General features: G+C 69.7%; 12 protein-coding genes. 3 read left to right on the plus strand and 9 right to left on the minus strand.

What is annotated here, in order from left to right; all coding sequences use genetic code 11:
• Positions 1 to 14: 14 nt before the first annotated feature.
• From EPO52_RS10925 to EPO52_RS10960, 8 genes are all read right to left on the minus strand, one after another.
• Complete coding sequence (locus tag EPO52_RS10925; RefSeq protein ID WP_290805974.1) at positions 15 to 1,034, minus strand: LLM class flavin-dependent oxidoreductase; 1,020 nt, start codon at positions 1,032 to 1,034, stop codon at positions 15 to 17.
• A 56-nt stretch (positions 1,035 to 1,090) separates the two neighbouring features.
• Positions 1,091 to 2,350 (minus strand): MFS transporter, encoded by a 1,260-nt coding sequence (locus tag EPO52_RS10930; RefSeq protein WP_290805976.1) that lies wholly within the window; start codon positions 2,348 to 2,350, stop codon positions 1,091 to 1,093.
• Positions 2,351 to 2,510: 160 nt separating this feature from the next.
• Positions 2,511 to 3,245, minus strand: coding sequence for a GAP family protein (locus EPO52_RS10935; RefSeq protein ID WP_290805978.1), 735 nt, complete (start codon positions 3,243 to 3,245; stop codon positions 2,511 to 2,513).
• Between the two features lie 15 nt (positions 3,246 to 3,260).
• Positions 3,261 to 4,718: a phospholipase D-like domain-containing protein gene (locus tag EPO52_RS10940; RefSeq protein ID WP_290805980.1), complete on the minus strand. Its 1,458-nt coding sequence runs from the start codon at positions 4,716 to 4,718 to the stop codon at positions 3,261 to 3,263.
• 37 nt (positions 4,719 to 4,755) lie between these two features.
• Positions 4,756 to 5,814 (minus strand): AI-2E family transporter, encoded by a 1,059-nt coding sequence (locus EPO52_RS10945; protein ID WP_290805982.1) that lies wholly within the window; start codon positions 5,812 to 5,814, stop codon positions 4,756 to 4,758.
• Positions 5,815 to 5,821: 7 nt separating this feature from the next.
• Positions 5,822 to 7,345, minus strand: coding sequence for a leucyl aminopeptidase (locus tag EPO52_RS10950; RefSeq protein WP_290805984.1), 1,524 nt, complete (start codon positions 7,343 to 7,345; stop codon positions 5,822 to 5,824).
• Between the two features lie 69 nt (positions 7,346 to 7,414).
• Positions 7,415 to 8,977 (minus strand): SLC13 family permease, encoded by a 1,563-nt coding sequence (locus EPO52_RS10955; protein WP_290805986.1) that lies wholly within the window; start codon positions 8,975 to 8,977, stop codon positions 7,415 to 7,417.
• Positions 8,978 to 8,996: 19 nt separating this feature from the next.
• On the minus strand, positions 8,997 to 10,616 hold the full coding sequence (locus tag EPO52_RS10960) for an MFS transporter (RefSeq protein WP_290805988.1): 1,620 nt from the start codon (positions 10,614 to 10,616) through the stop codon (positions 8,997 to 8,999).
• A gap of 210 nt (positions 10,617 to 10,826) precedes the next feature.
• On the opposite strand from EPO52_RS10960, the gene EPO52_RS10965 reads away from it, so the two are divergent.
• The 3 genes from EPO52_RS10965 (at position 10,827) to EPO52_RS10975 (ending at position 13,934) form a co-directional block, all read left to right on the plus strand.
• A complete protein-coding gene (locus EPO52_RS10965; RefSeq protein ID WP_290805990.1) occupies positions 10,827 to 11,765 on the plus strand; it encodes an AraC family transcriptional regulator in 939 nt (312 codons plus the stop codon).
• Between the two features lie 126 nt (positions 11,766 to 11,891).
• Complete coding sequence (locus EPO52_RS10970) at positions 11,892 to 12,290, plus strand: SHOCT domain-containing protein (RefSeq protein ID WP_290805992.1); 399 nt, start codon at positions 11,892 to 11,894, stop codon at positions 12,288 to 12,290.
• A gap of 408 nt (positions 12,291 to 12,698) precedes the next feature.
• Positions 12,699 to 13,934 (plus strand): MFS transporter, encoded by a 1,236-nt coding sequence (locus EPO52_RS10975; RefSeq protein WP_290805994.1) that lies wholly within the window; start codon positions 12,699 to 12,701, stop codon positions 13,932 to 13,934.
• A 69-nt stretch (positions 13,935 to 14,003) separates the two neighbouring features.
• Here EPO52_RS10975 and EPO52_RS10980 read toward each other — a convergent pair whose 3' ends face one another.
• Positions 14,004 to 14,750 carry an SDR family NAD(P)-dependent oxidoreductase gene (locus EPO52_RS10980; RefSeq protein WP_290805996.1) on the minus strand — a complete coding sequence of 249 codons (747 nt, stop codon included), beginning with the start codon at positions 14,748 to 14,750 and terminating at the stop codon, positions 14,004 to 14,006.
• Between the last annotated feature and the right edge of the window lie 84 nt (positions 14,751 to 14,834).

Below are 14,834 nucleotides of genomic sequence, written 5' to 3' on the forward strand. Positions count from 1 at the left end.
CCTCGCGCTGACGGCTACCGAGCCGTGGGCGACCAGCCTAGCGCCGGCGCGAGACGCTCGGCGATGTCGTGCAGCAACTGCACGTAGTCGTCGTGCTCGAACGAGAAGGGCAGCGCGAACGCGACCTCCGAGACCGAGCGGAACGTGGCATCCGCCTCGAGCACGGCGGCGATCTCGTCGGAGGTGCCGATGAGATCGGCGGCGAAGAGCATGCGCTTCGGGCCGTGCGCCACTCCCACGCGCCCGGCGCGGCTCGCTACGTAGGCCTCGTACTTCGCGCGCTGCGTGGGGGTGGCCGAGTCGGTGGGGATGACGACGAGCCCCTGTGAGACGCGGGCGCGGTCGCCATCCGGATGCGCGGCACGATACGCCGACACCTGCTCGAACTGATTCGCCGCGAAGTCGTCGCCCGATTCGCCCTGAACCACGCTCGAGGTCAGGAAGTTGAAGCCGTTCTCACCGGCCCAGGTTGCCGACCGGGTGCTGCCGCCGCCGTACCAGATGCGCTCGGCCAGGCCGGCGGAATGCGGCTGGACCGTGTTGGCGAACACCTCGATGCCCTGGGTGCCCTCGAACGACGACACGACGTCGCCGCGCACGAATGAACGGAAACGGAGCAGGCGCTCGTAGTCGAAGTCTTCGAGGTCGTAGGTGGTCGGGTAGATCGCGTCGCGGTACTTGTCGATGTTCATCGGGGTGCCGGCCGAGAACCCCGGGTTGATGCGACCGTGGCTCAAGAGGTCGACGGTGGCCAGGTCTTCGGCCAGACGGAACGGGTTCTCGGCGCCGATCGGGGTGACGGCGGTGCCGAGCTCGATGGTGCTCGTGCGCTGCGACGCCGCCGCCATCACGGCGACGGGCGACGAGATGCCGTACTGCAGATGCCGGTGCCGCAGCCAGGCGCTGTCGAAGCCGAGCCGTTCGCCGAGTTCGATCGTGTCGAGCGTCTGCTCGTGGCCGGCCGCCGGGTCGGCGGGGTCGAACACCCCGATGGTGAGGAAGCCGAGCTTGGTGAGCGGCGTGGATTCAGGCACGCTCCGACGCTACCAGCCGGTTCCGACGGCGCAGCCGAGGCAGCCGTTCACCATGGTCACCGCATGGGCCGCCGCAGCACCGCGAGCGCCAGCCCCGCCGCGAGGGCGGCCAGCCCCACCACCAGCACCACCACGCCCGGCCAGCCCGCCGACACGAAGAGGATGCCGCCCAGCCAGCCGAACAGGCTCGAGCCGGCGTAGTAGGCCACGTTGTAGAGCCCGGCCGTCTGAGCCCGGCCGACCCCATCCGTCACCTGGCCCGTCCAGCCGGACGCGATGGAGTGCGCGGCGAAGAAGCCGGCCGTGGCGATCACCAGTCCCACGATGATCACGGGCACGGAGTCGCCGAGCGTCACGAGGGTGCCGAGGATCAGGGCCGCGATGCCGGCCAGCAGAACGGCGAGCCGTCCGCGGCGGGCGGCGATACCGCCCGATACCCCGGATGACCAGGTGCCGGCCAGGTAGGCCAGGAAGATGAGTGTCACCAGCGTCGGCGAGAGATCGAAGCCCGGCCCGGTGAGCCGGAAGCTCAGGTAGTTGTAGAGCGCGACGAATCCGCCCATGAGGAGGAATCCCTGGGCGTAGAGCGCCAGCAGGCGCGGCGAGCGGAGATTCGACAGGATGCGCCGGGTGACGCTGTGCGGGGCATCCGTCGGCGCCCGCCCGAGCCCCTCCAGCTCCTCCAGCCCGCCCACTCCGCCGAAGCGCCGGGATGCGGGCACGAGCGCGATGAACGCGGCCGCGGCGATCATGCAGACGAGGGCCACCGACAGCACACCCACCCGCCAGCCGAGCGCCTCGCCCACGGGCCCGGCGATCAGTCGGCCCGAGAGACCGCCGATCGACGTGCCCGCCACGTAGGTGCCCGCTGCCCGGGCCGCGTCGCCGGCATGCACCTCCTCGCTGAGGAAGGCGATCACGACCGCGGGAACCCCCGCCACCAGCAGACCCTCCACGAACCGGCCGGCGATGAGCAGCGGGAGCGAATCGGCGAACGACACCAGCGCTCCGAGCAGGCTCGCGCTCGCGATCGAGATGGCCATGGCGCGTACCCGCCCGATGCGGTCGGAGACGACGGTCCACGGCAGCACGCCGATCGCGAGCCCGATCGTGGAGAACGACAGCACGAGCGCCGAGGTGGCGGGCGTGACGCCGAGCGTCTCGGCGATGTCGGGCAGCAGCGCCTGAGGGGAGTAGAGCTGCGCGAAGGTGGCGACCCCGGCGAAGAAGAGGGCGAGCAGCATCCGCCGGTACGCCGGATCGCCTCGGCGGTGGCCGCCGTCGCTCCGGCTCGCGGCGGAGGCGCCCTCGGTCATCGCCCGCGCATCCGTTCGCCCATCGCTCCGACTCTACTCACGAGAGAGGCGGTGCCACGCACCGCGCCGGACAGGCGACCTCCACTGCCGGGTCGCAGGAATTGTCGCCGAAACCGCGATCAGGCGACGGATTCTGCGACCCCGCGCGATCCCGGGGTGCTCAGAGTGTGCCGAGCCACGAGGTGAGCCCCACCACCAGGATGATCGCGCCCACCACGAACAGCAGGCCGCCGGTGATGCGCGCCTTGTTGCGCGAGAGCGCTGCCTGCATGGAGGCCAGTACGCCCGAGACACGGTCTCCCCCCACCGCGGCGAGCACCACGGGCAGCCCGACGGCCACGCTGCCGGCGACGGTGAACAGCACGATCAGCAGCGCCGAGGGCCAGAATGCCAGGCCATCGGCGCCCACGATCGCGGCCGCACCGATCACGGCGGCGATCGTCTTCGGCTTCACGAGTGCGAGTCCGGCGCCGAGCAGAACGGCCTTGCCCGGGCCCAGGGTCTCGAACGCCGTCGCGAGGCGGGAGGGCGGGGCATCCGCTGCGGGCGGCTTCTTGAACCAGACCAGCACTCCGAGCACGAGAAGCACGATGCCGATCAGCAGGGGCACCCATGGCGCGAGGCCATCCGTTCCCGAGCCGGGCTCGGAGGTCGCGTACGGCTCGCCGCCCGGATCGCCGGAACCCCCGAAGAGCGCAGCGACGACCGCCGCCGCCCCGACCGCGAGCAGCCCGGTGGCGACGAGCAGCGTCCCCGCCCATCCGGCGGCGAAGGCCACCGATGCGCCGCGGCCTCCGGGGCGCGTCACGAGTGCCAGCTGCCCGATCACCGGCAGCGGGTTGGCGGCGGCGACCAGCCCCAGCCCCACGATCTCCACGACTTCGACGATTCCCATTCGCGGCTCCGTTCCCTATTGCAGCGACGACGTGAGCCGGGCGAGGTTGTCCCACGTCTTCTCCCCGAGGGGCCGGCGCAGCCAGTCCTCCAGGTGCAGTTCGCGGCTGGATGCCCGGTAGCGGTCTTCGACGGCCCGCATCCGGTCGACGAACTCGCGCGAGTGCACGAGCATCGACACTTCGGCATTGAGGCTGAACGACCGGATGTCCATGTTGCTCGACCCGATGATCGCCACATCGTCATCGATCGTGAAGTGCTTCGAGTGCAGCACGGCCGGCGCCTGGTACAGGTGGATGCGCACCCCGGCCCGCAGCAGGGCCTCGTAGTACGAGCGCTGAGCGTGGTACACGAGCTTCTGGTCGCCGATCTCGGAGACGAACAGCTCGATCGCGAGCCCGCGGCCGGCTGCCGTGACGAGCGCGAGCTGGATCGACTCCTCGGGCACGAAGTAGGGGCTCGTGATGCTGATGCGCCGCTCGGCCTTGTGGATGAGGGCGGCGAAGAGCTTGAGGTTGTTGTCATTGTCGAAGCTGGGCCCGCTCGGCACGGTCTGCAGCGCGACTGCTCCGGATGCGGCATCCGCCCCCGGGGGCAGGAACGGCAGCACCTCGCCCGATTCCGCGGCCCAGTCGGTGAGGAACACCGCGTCGAGCTCGCGCGCCGCCGGCCCGGTGATGCCGATCATCAGCTCGACCCAGTGCAGGCCCCGCTTGATGTTCGACGCCTTGAGGTAGGTCTCGTCGATGAGGTTCTGCGATCCCGTGAATGCCACCGCGCCGTCGACCACCACGAGTTTGCGGTGGTTGCGCAGATCGGGCCGCTGCCACTGTCCGCGCAGAGGCCGCAGCGGCAGCATCGCGAGGAACTGCACACCGGCGTCGGCCAGGAACGCCTGCGTCGACCGCCGGTGCGGATAGAGGAAGCCCGACAGGTGGTCGGCCAGCACCCGAACCTCGACGCCCCGCGCGGAGGCCCGTGCCAGCGCCTCGAAGAACGGCCGCGTCGAGTCGTCGAGCACCGCGATGTAGAACTCCACGTGCACGCGCGCCGTCGCGCGGTCGATCGCCTCGATCATGGCGTCGAACGACTCCGTGTAGCCCTCGATGATGCGCACCGAGTTCGCGCCGACCATCGGGAGCGCGCCGAGACCCGTGTTGAGCCGGGTGACGGATGCGAGCCACGACGGCTCCAGGGCGGCATCCGGTGGCAGCGCGTCGGGCGACGTGTTGTCGAGCAGCAGCGAGTTCATGGCCCGCTGCTGCTCCCGCCGCCGTGCGGGAAGCCGGCTGCGCCCCACGAGGAGGAATGCAAGCGCGCCGAGGAACGGGATGAACACGATCGTGAGCACCCACGCGATGGCCGCCGAGGGGCGCCGGTTCGCCGACACCAGAACGGTGGCGATGAAGCCGAACACCACGTGCGCGGCCACGAGCACCAGGGCGAGGGTCTCGCCGAACTCGACCGAGGTCACGACACCCGCTCCCACCAGGCCATCGCCCGCACCCCGCTCATGCCGCGTTCTGTCGCGGCACGACCACCTTCTTGATGATGAGCAGCACGGATGCGGACACCGGGCACGCGATCAGCGCGCCCAGCAGCCCGAGCAGGGTGCCACCCACCATCGCTCCGATCAGCACGAGCGACCCCGGGATGCTGATGGCCTTGCCCACGATGCGCGGCGTCAGGAAGTAGGCCTCGAACTGCACGTACACGAGCATGACGAGACCCACCACGAGCGCCGTCTCCGGCCCGGCGAACAACGACACCATCGTGACGATGATGAGGTTGATCACGCTTCCCACCAGGGGGATCAGCGTGATCGGAAAGGCCAGCGCCGCGAGCACGGGGGCGAACGGAACCCCCGCGATGGAGAGCAGGATGAAGGTGAACACCGCGTTGATGCCCGCCAGGATCACCATGCCGCCGAGGTACTTGCCCACCGACTCCATGATGGTCTCGCCGAGCTCCATCACTCCGGGCCGGCGCGACGCCGGAACGAGCGAGTAGAGCCCGGTCTTGATGGTCTCGAGCCCGGCCACGAAGTAGATCGTGAGGGCGATCACGAAGATCACGCCGAACACGCCGTTCAGGATGCCCGCACCCACCTTGAGTGCGCCGCCGCCGACGGTGAGCCAGGTGTTCGGATCGCTCACGGTGGTTCTGAGCCAGTCGAGGGCCGGGGTGAGCGCGCCGCCGAACGAGTCGTTGAGATCGATGAACCACTGCTGCTCGGCGATGCTGCTGTACCCGGTGGGCAGATAGGTGAACAGCTGCCCGAGCTGATCGACCACGATCGGGATGACGAGCCAGAGCAGCAGAGCCACCACCACGATGAAGCCACCGATCACCGTGAGCACGGCGCCGGTGCGGGAGAACCTGCGCGCCTCGAGCCAGCGCACCGTGGGGTAGAGGCCGAGGCACACGAAGAACGCCACGAAGATCAGCGTGAGCGCGGTGCTGAGCGATGCGACGGCGGCGCCGAGGAGCAGCGCGAGCAGCACACCGAGGGTGGCGACGAAACCGAGCCGGAACGGGCCGGCCGAGAGCAGGGGGCTGAGACGCGACATCCGGGGCTCAGCTCGTGGGGTAATCGACGACGAGGCGGGTGAGCAGGCGTGCCCCGTAGCCAGTGGCGCCCTTCGAGCGCCACGACTCGTCGGCGTCGACCTGCATGGTGCCCGCGATGTCGAGGTGCGCCCAGGGGATGTCGCCCACGAACTCGTTGAGGAACAGCGCCGCGGTGGTGGCGCCCGCGAACCGCCCGCCGAGGTTGCCGAGGTCGGCGATGTCGGAGTCGAGCTGAGGCCGGTACTTCTTCTCGAGCGGCAACTGCCAGGCCGGCTCGTCGGTGGCGGTCGCGGCGGCGATCACCTTGTCGACGAGGGGCTGGTCGTTGCCGAACGCGGCGGCCGTCGAGGCGCCGAGCGCCATGAGGGCGGCGCCGGTGAGGGTGGCGATGTCGATGATGGCCGTGGGCTTGAGTTCTGCGGACAGCGCGAGACCGTCGGCGAGCACCAACCGGCCCTCGGCATCCGTGTTCTTCACCTCGACGGTGGTGCCGCCCCGGATGGTGAGCACGTCGCCGAGCTTCGTGGCCGAGCCCGAGGGCATGTTGTCGGTACACATCAGGAAGGCCGTGACCTCGCTCGCGCAGCCGAGATCCTGCAGCGCGGTCATGGCGCCGAACACGGCCGCCGCGCCGCCCATGTCCATCTTCATGAGAAGGTGCATGGGGTCGGAGGGCTTCAGCGAGATTCCGCCCGAGTCGTACATGATGCCCTTGCCCACGAGCGCGATGTGCGTCGCCGGAGTTGAGCCGTCGCCCGCCGAGCCCGGCCGGTAGTGCAGCTGGATCATCCGGGGTTCTTCGGTGCTGCCCGCGTTCACGCCGAGCAGGCCGCCGCAGCCGAGTTCGATCAGCTTCGCCTTGTCGGCCAGGGTGACCTCGAGGCCGTACTTCGGGCCGAGGGATGCGGCGAGCTCACCGAACACGGCGGCGGTGAGGTGCCCGGGCGGGGTGTTCGCGAGGTCGCGGGCGATGGTCGCCGCGCGCGCCGAGACGAGGCCGGTGCGGATGCCGTCGCCCACCAGCTCGGCATCGAGCGGGGTGACGATCGTGAGGGTGTCGAGTGCCACGTGCTTCGGCTTCGTCTTGAGCGCCGTGTACTGGTAGCGCGTCAGCACGGCGGCTTCGGCGATGGCGGCGCCGATCGCGACCTCGTCGAGCGGATAGGTGTCGCCCACGACGAAGGCGAGCGACGCGGCGCGGCTCTCCGCGCGCACGAAGGCGGCCACGATATCGCGCAGCTTCGCCTCGGTGCGCTCGTCGTCGGCCCCGATGCCCACCACGACCACGTCGGATGCGCCGACCCGGGGTGACGCGAAGGTCTGGCCGACCTTGCCCTCGAACCCGTTGGCGCGCAGCGACTCCCAATCCAGCCCGAGCTCGCCCGGGAGGGCGCCGTCGGGAGCCACGGGGTAGCCGACGGCCGCGGCATCGGCCGGAGCATCCGGAGCCACGGTGACGGCAGTGGTCGCGGCCAGCGAGGGAAGGGGGGTGAAGTCGGCCGGGATCAGCCGGTGTGCACTGTCAGCCATGGGGTGTCTCCATTTCGGTGTGGTGGGGCCATCGTGTCAGAACCGCCGGGCTTCCGGTGAGGCCATTGGTCAGAACGGCCAGAAGAGAGGCACGACGAAGGTCGCGACGAGCAGGAACACGGCGATCAGCGGGAGCCCGAGCTTCCAGTAGTCGCCGAAGCGGTAGCCGCCCGGCCCGAGCACCATGGTGTTGGCGGGGGTGGCGACGGGGGTGAGGAAGGAGGCCGCGGCCGACACCGCCACGGCCATGAGCAGCGGGAGCGGCGAGATGCCGGTCTCGCCTGCGATCGCCACGGCGATGGGCGCCAGGATGAGCGCGGTGGCCATGTTGCTGATCAGCTGACCGAGCACGATGGTGACCACGCTGATGCCGAGCACGAGGAGGTAGGGGCTCGCGGACCCGAGCACGTCGACGATGCCGCCCGCGATGAGATCCGCCGCACCCGACACCTGGATGGCGGTGGAGAGCGGGATCATTCCGGCCACGAGGATGAGCGTGGTCCACGAGATGGAGCGGTGCGCCTGCGCCACGGTGACCACCCGCAGCAGCACCATCGCGCCGGCGGCGAGCAGGGCCGCGATGGCCGGCGGCACCAGACCCGTGGCGAGCAGTGCCACCATTCCCACGAGGATGACGATGGCCGACCAGGCGCGCCCCGACAGCGGCACCGCCTGGCGGCGCACCGAGGCCGGCTCATCGACCACCACGACATTCGGGTCGACGGTACGTTCGGTGAGGGCATCCCAGGTGCCCTGCAGCAGCATCACGTCGCCGGCGGCGAGCACGGTGCGGCCCTGGTCTTCGCCACCGCGCTGCACGGCCACGATCACGAGTTCGCCGCTCTCGGTCACCATGCCGGGGAAGACGGTCTCGCCGATGAACTCCGAGCGCGGGGGCACCACCACCTCGGTGAGACCGGTCTCCCGGTCGAGCGCCGCCTGGCCCGGTTCGAGGTCGAGCGAGTACTGATGGGCGAGGGTCTCGGCGTGCTGGCTCAGGTCACGGGGTGCGTGCTCCGCCATCCGGTGGGGCAGCAGCCTCGGGCCGAGGAAGACGAGCACCAGGATCGTGCCGGCGAGCAACGGGATGCCCACGAGCGCGAACTCGGCGTAGCCGATGGGCCTGCCCGTGGCGTCGTCGGCGAGCTCGGAGATGAGCAGGTTCACCGGCGTGCCCGAGAGCAGCAGCAGCGAACCCGCGTGCGCGGCGAACGCGAGAGGCATCAGCAGCTGCGAGGGCGGCTGTCTGATGCGGATGGCGAGCACCACCGCCATCGGCACGAGCGCCGCCACGGCACCGTTCACGCTGATCACCGCGGTGAGAGCGGCGACGAGCAGGGAGACGAGCACCACGATGGTGGAGCGCTTCGTGCCGGCGCGCCGGGTCAGCTGCTGGCCGGCCCAGGTGGTGACGCCCGTGGCATCCAGTCCCTCGCCCACGACGAAGAGCGCCGCGATGAAGATGATCACCGGGTCGCCGAACCCCGCGATGGTCTGCTCGAACCCGATCACCCCGGTGAAGTAGAGCGCGAGCGCGACCCCGATGGCCACCAGGCCGACGGGCACCTTGTTCCAGACGAAGAGGGCGATCGCTGCGATCAGCACGATCAGGGTGATCGCGATAGGGCTCACAGGGTCACGCCCCTGGCCGTCATGACTCCGAGCCGTCACCCATCCGCTTCGGCATGCGGCCGGCGGGGATGATGGCGAGCAGCGCGATGCCGGCGAGCACCAGCAGCGACACCTTGAGCGCCTGCAGGCGGGCGAGGGCGTTCACGGCGATGGCTTCGTCGATCTGGCTCGGCGAGGCATCCGTGATGCTCATCACGTCGCGCAGGTGGTCGTTGGTGATGAAGTTGACGCTGTCGAGAGGGATCTGCACCTGCAACTCGGGCGGGATCGACGGATGCCCGGCGAGCCCCGTGGCGATGAACGTGCTGAGCATCCCCACCGCGAACACGGTCATCACGGCGATGCCGACGCTGCCCGAGATGTTGTGCACGAGACCGCGCCAGGCGCCCACGTCGCCGGCGAGCCGCTTCGGCGCGGAGGAGAGCAGGGTGTTGAACACGAGCGCCACGATCGCGCCCTGGCCGAGACCGAGGAGCACGAGCCCGACCACGACGAGGATCTGGCCCCAGTCGTTGCGCACGGTGAAGGCGATGATGGTGAGCGCCGCGGCCACCACCACGAAGCCGGCCTGGGCGATGCGGCGGGGCGGGAAGCGGTCGTAGAAGCTGGCCACGATCGAGTTCGCCACGAAGATGGAGATCGTGTACGGGATGATCGAGAGCGAGGTCTCGAAGCTCGACCGCCCCTGCACCACCTGGATGTACAGCGGGATGAGGAAGTTCGCCGCCGTGCCGATGAACAGCATCGCCGCCATGCAGAAGGTGGTGGCCTTCTCGCTGCCCGACTTGAGCACGGCCAGGTCGAAGATCTGCGGCAGGCCCGCACGCTTGCGGTGCCGGAGGTAGAGGAAGAACGCCTGGCCGCCGATCGCGCCGAGCAGGATGAGGATGGGTGCCGGCGAGATGCCGAGCACGTCGAACGGCGCGTTCGGCGTGGCGAGGAACGCGCCCCACGAGGTGAGCCCTGAGAAGCCGAAGCTGAGCAGGATGATCGACGCCGCGGCGAGCAGCGCGCCGACGATGTCGATCGACAGCTCCTTCTGCGCCGGGACCGGCTTGAACCGGAAGCTCAGCAGCAGGTTGACCGCGCCGAGCGCTGCGATGAGCACGAACGACCAGCGCCAGCCGATGGTGCTGGCGAACGTGCCCGCGATCAGCAGGGCGAGCACGCCCGCGGCAGGGATCGCGGCGGCGAGGTAGCCGATGGCCTTGGCCTGCTGGGGTCCTGAGTAGTTGCTCGAGATGAACACCACGAGGGCCGGGGCGATCAGGGCGATGACGGCACCGGATGCGGCCTGCGCCACGAACAGCATGAGGGGGCTCTGGCTGGCCGCGATGGTGGCCATCGCCAGGGCGTGGATGACGACGGCGATCTGGAACACCCGGCGGGTTCCGAAGCGGGCGCCGATCTTGGCGCCGAGCAGGATGAACGCCGCCATCGCGAACGTGCCCGTGGTGATCGCCGTGCCGATGCTGGTGGCGGGCATGTCGAGATCGGTCGAGATGCCCGCCATGGAGACCGTGAGCGTGTTGACCGCGAACGACGCCTGGATCTGCGTGAGCACCACCACGATCAGCGGCAGCCAGGAGGTCTTCACTGCCTGTGCGATGTCGTTGCCCGTGTTGCTGGTCGTGGTCATCTGACTACCCCCGTGACGCGTGTGGTGGCACTCGCGCACCTCACGTGCTCACGATATTTCCTGCGCGAATCCGTGGAGAACGGTTGGCGCGTTTCAGCATCCCCGATGGCGGGTATTGATCGTCGCGGTCGATCGGGCGCATACTGCAGCGTGACCACCGCCACCCGCGTCCGGCCCTCGCCGGCACGCTCTTTCACACCGCGACGCCCGATGACCGCCGACGTCGCCGGCAGCGATGCGATCCAGCTCCTGGCCTGGCACTCCGAGGTGCACGTTCCGGTTCCGGCCGAGTTCCACGCCCGCATGACGGTCGTGGTGTTCGACAGCATGGCGCTCGTGCGCATCCGCCACTCACCGGCCGAGGTGCACCGCACATCCGATCTCGTGGAGTCGCTGCTCGTGGGCAGCACCCTCTACTTCGTGCTCGCGGGTTCGCTGACGGTTCGGCAGGGTGGGCGTTCCATGGAGGTCGCTGCGGGGTCGGCCGTCGTGCTCTCCGGGCACCAGCCGTTCTCACTCGAGTGCGCGCACCCGGTCGACCTGCTGATCGTCGTGCTGCGGCGGCGCGCCCTCGACGGCCGGGGCGTGCCCGAATCGGAGACCGATACCCGGGTGCTGCCGGGCTCCTCGTACTCGTCGGCCGTCACCTCGTTCCTCGCCGCCCTGCTGACGGATCCTCCACGGCCGGCATCGACCGAGGGCCTCACTGCGCAGCAGGCGGTGCTCCAGCTGATCACCGGGGTGCTCTCCGCATCGCCGGATCGGGACGAGGTGGCGCCGGGTCGATCGCGCTCCGAGAGCTGGTACGCGCAGGCCGTGAACTTCATCGCCTCGAACCACTCCGACCCCGAACTCAGCACGGCGGATGTGGCCGCTGCCGCCGGAGTCTCCTCCCGCCACCTGCAGCGCGTGCTCGCCGGTGTCGGCACGAGCGTCGCCGCCGAACTGCGGCGATCCCGCACGCGGTGGGCGGTCGCCATGCTCACGCAGGCCGGGAGCGAGAGGAGGAGCATCGACGAGATCGCGGTGCTCGCCGGGTTCGGGAGTGCGGCCCGCATGCGGCGCGCCTTCCTCGTCGAGTACGGCGTGACGCCGGCGCGCTATCGTGCCGACCCGCCGGAGGAACTGCGCGCGGGCATCTCGCGGTGATGCCGAGGCAGCGCACCGCGAATCGTCCTCCGAGGGGTGTGACCAAGTGCTCTCTCCCGCGTCGTGCGGGGCGCTATGCTCACGACGTAGCGACGCCTGTCGCACCCGATTGAATGGATGAAAATAATGAGCTTCTGGGGCAACTTCGGAGACGCGCTCGGCTGGTTCCTGTGGGTATTCGTGCTCATCGCCTACCTGATGGCCGTCTTCGCGATCATCGGCGACCTCTTCCGCGACCACAAGCTGAGTGGCTGGTGGAAGGCCGTCTGGATCTTCTTCCTCTTCGTCGTGCCGTTCCTCACGGCGCTGGTCTACCTCATCGCGCGCGGCCGGGGAATGGCGGAGCGTCAGAACAAGGAGATCGTGCAGGCGCAGACCGCCGCCGACGACTACATCCGCACCGTCGCGGGTTCGAGCCCGTCGGATGAGATCGCCAAGGCGAAGTCGCTCCTCGATGCCGGCACGATCACGGCCGCGGAGTACGAGACCATCAAGGCACACGCCCTCTCCAACACCGCCAAGTAGCCGCGGAGGCTTTCCGCACCGGCCCCCGGCCCCCAAGATTGGCTCAGTTCTTGCTCAAGAACGAGGGCCGTTCGGAGGGTTCCGGGGGCTTCTGCGTGCCTCGGGGGCTGAGCAAAATGCCTGATCGCCACTATGGATTCGTTCTCGATGCTCTCCCGCGAGACCTTTCGTAGGGCGTGTCGAGGGACTCTTCGTCCTCCGGGATGTCCGGAGTAATGTCTCGACAGCACCCGATGCCGCCTCGACGCAACACCCACGGCGAGGCGACTACGGCATCGTAGATGCCCATCGTGCGGTGCGTGCGGCACACCCTGAGCTTCCCCGAGCTCGCCGCGCGCACCGCACACTTCTTGCGGCCGTCCCGGCCTGCGCGCGGCCCCCTCCGGCGCGGATAGCTACGCTTGACCGGTGACCCGCGCATCCGATCTCCTCCGGCGGATCGCGTGGGGTGGCGGCGGGCCACTGCCTCGCGACGTCGTGGTTCTCGGCGTCGTGGCGTTCTTCGTGATGCTGGGCTTCGGGGTCGTCGTGCCCGTGCTGCCCGTCTACGTGCGCAGTTTCGGGGTGGGCTATTTCGAGCTCGGTCTCGTGGTGTCGGCCTTCGCCGTGATGCGCCTCGTGGCCAACCCGTTCGTGGGCAAGCTGATCGACCTCACCGGTGAGCGCATCATCCTCGCCATCGGAATCGGTATCGTCGCGGTCTCGAGCGCCCTCGTGGGTCTCGCCGACAGCTATCTGCAGGTTCTGCTCTTGCGCGGTGCCGGTGGCATCGGATCGGCCATGTTCTCGGTGTCGGCCATGACACTGCTGCTCGCGTCGTCGTCGCCGGAGGTGCGGGGGCGGGCGGTCGGGTTCTACCAGGGCGGCTTCCTGATCGGCGGCATGGCGGGGCCGGCCGTCGGAGGTCTGCTGGCCGGCATCTCGTTGCACGCGCCCTTCTTCTTCTACGCGGGCACGCTCGTGGTGGCCGGCACGGTCGGCCTCGTGCTGCTCGGCCGGCACCACCGTGATCCAGGAGCCGTGCCGGAGCCGGCGCGGCCGTTCCGGGAGGTGCTGCGCGACAGGCGGTACCAGAGCGCGCTGCTGGCGAACCTCGCGCAGGGCTGGTCGGCGATGGGGGTGCGCAGCGCCCTCATCCCGGTGCTCGTGGTGGAGGTGCTGCACGGGGAGCCGGCCTGGACGGGGATCGCGTTCGCGATCGCCGCCGTGGCCCAGACCCTCGCGCTGCTGCCGGCGGGGCGGTTCGTCGACACCGTGGGGCGTCGGCCCGCGATCATCGGGGCGTTCGCGGTGGGGGCCGTGGTGATGCTCGCCATCCCGTTCGTGACGTCGATCTGGCTGCTCGTGGTGCTGCTCTGCGTGTACGGGGTGGCCGCCGCCTTCATGGGCACCGCGCCCGCCGCTGCGGTGGGCGATGCGGCGGGCGGGCGGGGCGGTCAGCCGGTGGCGGTGTTCCAGGCCTTCTCGGATGCGGGAGCCATCGCCGGCCCGCTGGTTGCCGGTCTGCTCGTGGATGCCTTCGGCTTCCCGGCGGCGTTCGGCTCGGCCTTCGTGCTCATGGCCGCGGCGTCGCTGTTCGCCCTGCGCATGCCGGGGCTGCCGCCCCGCCCCGAGCTCGGCGCCGATGCCGTCCGAACCGCATAAGAAAAGGCCCCTTCATCGACATAGTGTGGATGAAGGGGCGGTTTCTTATGCAATTCGGCGGCCAGGTGCTCAGTGCGAGCCGCTGAGCAGCGCGAACATCTGCGCGTAGGTGCCGCGCTCGGTGGCGAAACGCAGGGGCTCCACGTTCTTCACGAGGATCTCGTGGGCCTCCGGCTGTGACTCGAGCAGCCCCATCACCTCGGTGAGGAAGTCGTCGAGGGGCATGCCGCGCCCGCTCTCGTCCTGCCCCATCAGCGGCGTCTGAACGGCGGGCGGGGCGAGTTCGATCACCTGGACTGGCGTGTCGGCGAGCTGGAAGCGCAGCGCCTCGGTGAAGGAGTGGATGCCGGCCTTCGTGGCGCTGTAGGTGGGCGTGAGGGTGAGCGGCACGAAGGCGAGGCCCGACGAGACCGTCATGATGGTCGCCGCCGGCTGTGCACTGAGGTGCTCGACGAAGGCGGCCACGAGCCGGATGGGCCCGAGCAGGTTCGTGCGGACCGTGCGCTCGGCGACCTCGAGGAAGCCGGGCGTGTGCAGGTCTTCCGGCAGCATGATGCCGGCCATGGTGATGAGCACGTTCAACCGCGGATGCGCGGCGAGCACCTGATCGCGGGCGGCGAGGATCGAGGCGGGGTCGGCGGTGTCGACCTCCACGGCGTGCAGCCCGGGATGCTCGGCGGTCAGCTGATCGAGCAGGGCGACGCGGCGACCGCCGATGATGACGGTGTTGCCGGCGGCCTGCAGGCGCAGGGCGAGACCGAGGCCGATGCCGGAGGTCGCGCCCGGGATGAAGATGGTGTTTCCGGTGATGTCCATGACGACAGTCCACAACCTCGAACAAGAAGTGACCAGGACCCCCTCAGCCGCTGAACCGGAGTCAGTGGATAACGGGGCGCGGAT

The organism is Herbiconiux sp. (assembly GCF_004297105.1).
Lineage (GTDB): Bacteria > Actinomycetota > Actinomycetes > Actinomycetales > Microbacteriaceae > Herbiconiux.

Bases quoted from the DNA above. Each gene is read 5' to 3' on its own strand.
- EPO52_RS10970 (WP_290805992.1), top strand. From the start codon at position 11,892: ATGAGCTTCTGGGGCAACTTCGGAGACGCGCTCGGCTGGTTCCTGTGG.
- EPO52_RS10980 (WP_290805996.1), bottom strand. From the start codon at position 14,750: ATGGACATCACCGGAAACACCATCTTCATCCCGGGCGCGACCTCCGGC.
- EPO52_RS10950 (WP_290805984.1), bottom strand. From the start codon at position 7,345: ATGGCTGACAGTGCACACCGGCTGATCCCGGCCGACTTCACCCCCCTT.
- EPO52_RS10945 (WP_290805982.1), bottom strand. From the start codon at position 5,814: ATGTCGCGTCTCAGCCCCCTGCTCTCGGCCGGCCCGTTCCGGCTCGGT.
- EPO52_RS10960 (WP_290805988.1), bottom strand. From the start codon at position 10,616: ATGACCACGACCAGCAACACGGGCAACGACATCGCACAGGCAGTGAAG.
- EPO52_RS10930 (WP_290805976.1), bottom strand. From the start codon at position 2,350: ATGACCGAGGGCGCCTCCGCCGCGAGCCGGAGCGACGGCGGCCACCGC.
- EPO52_RS10965 (WP_290805990.1), top strand. From the start codon at position 10,827: ATGACCGCCGACGTCGCCGGCAGCGATGCGATCCAGCTCCTGGCCTGG.
- EPO52_RS10935 (WP_290805978.1), bottom strand. From the start codon at position 3,245: ATGGGAATCGTCGAAGTCGTGGAGATCGTGGGGCTGGGGCTGGTCGCC.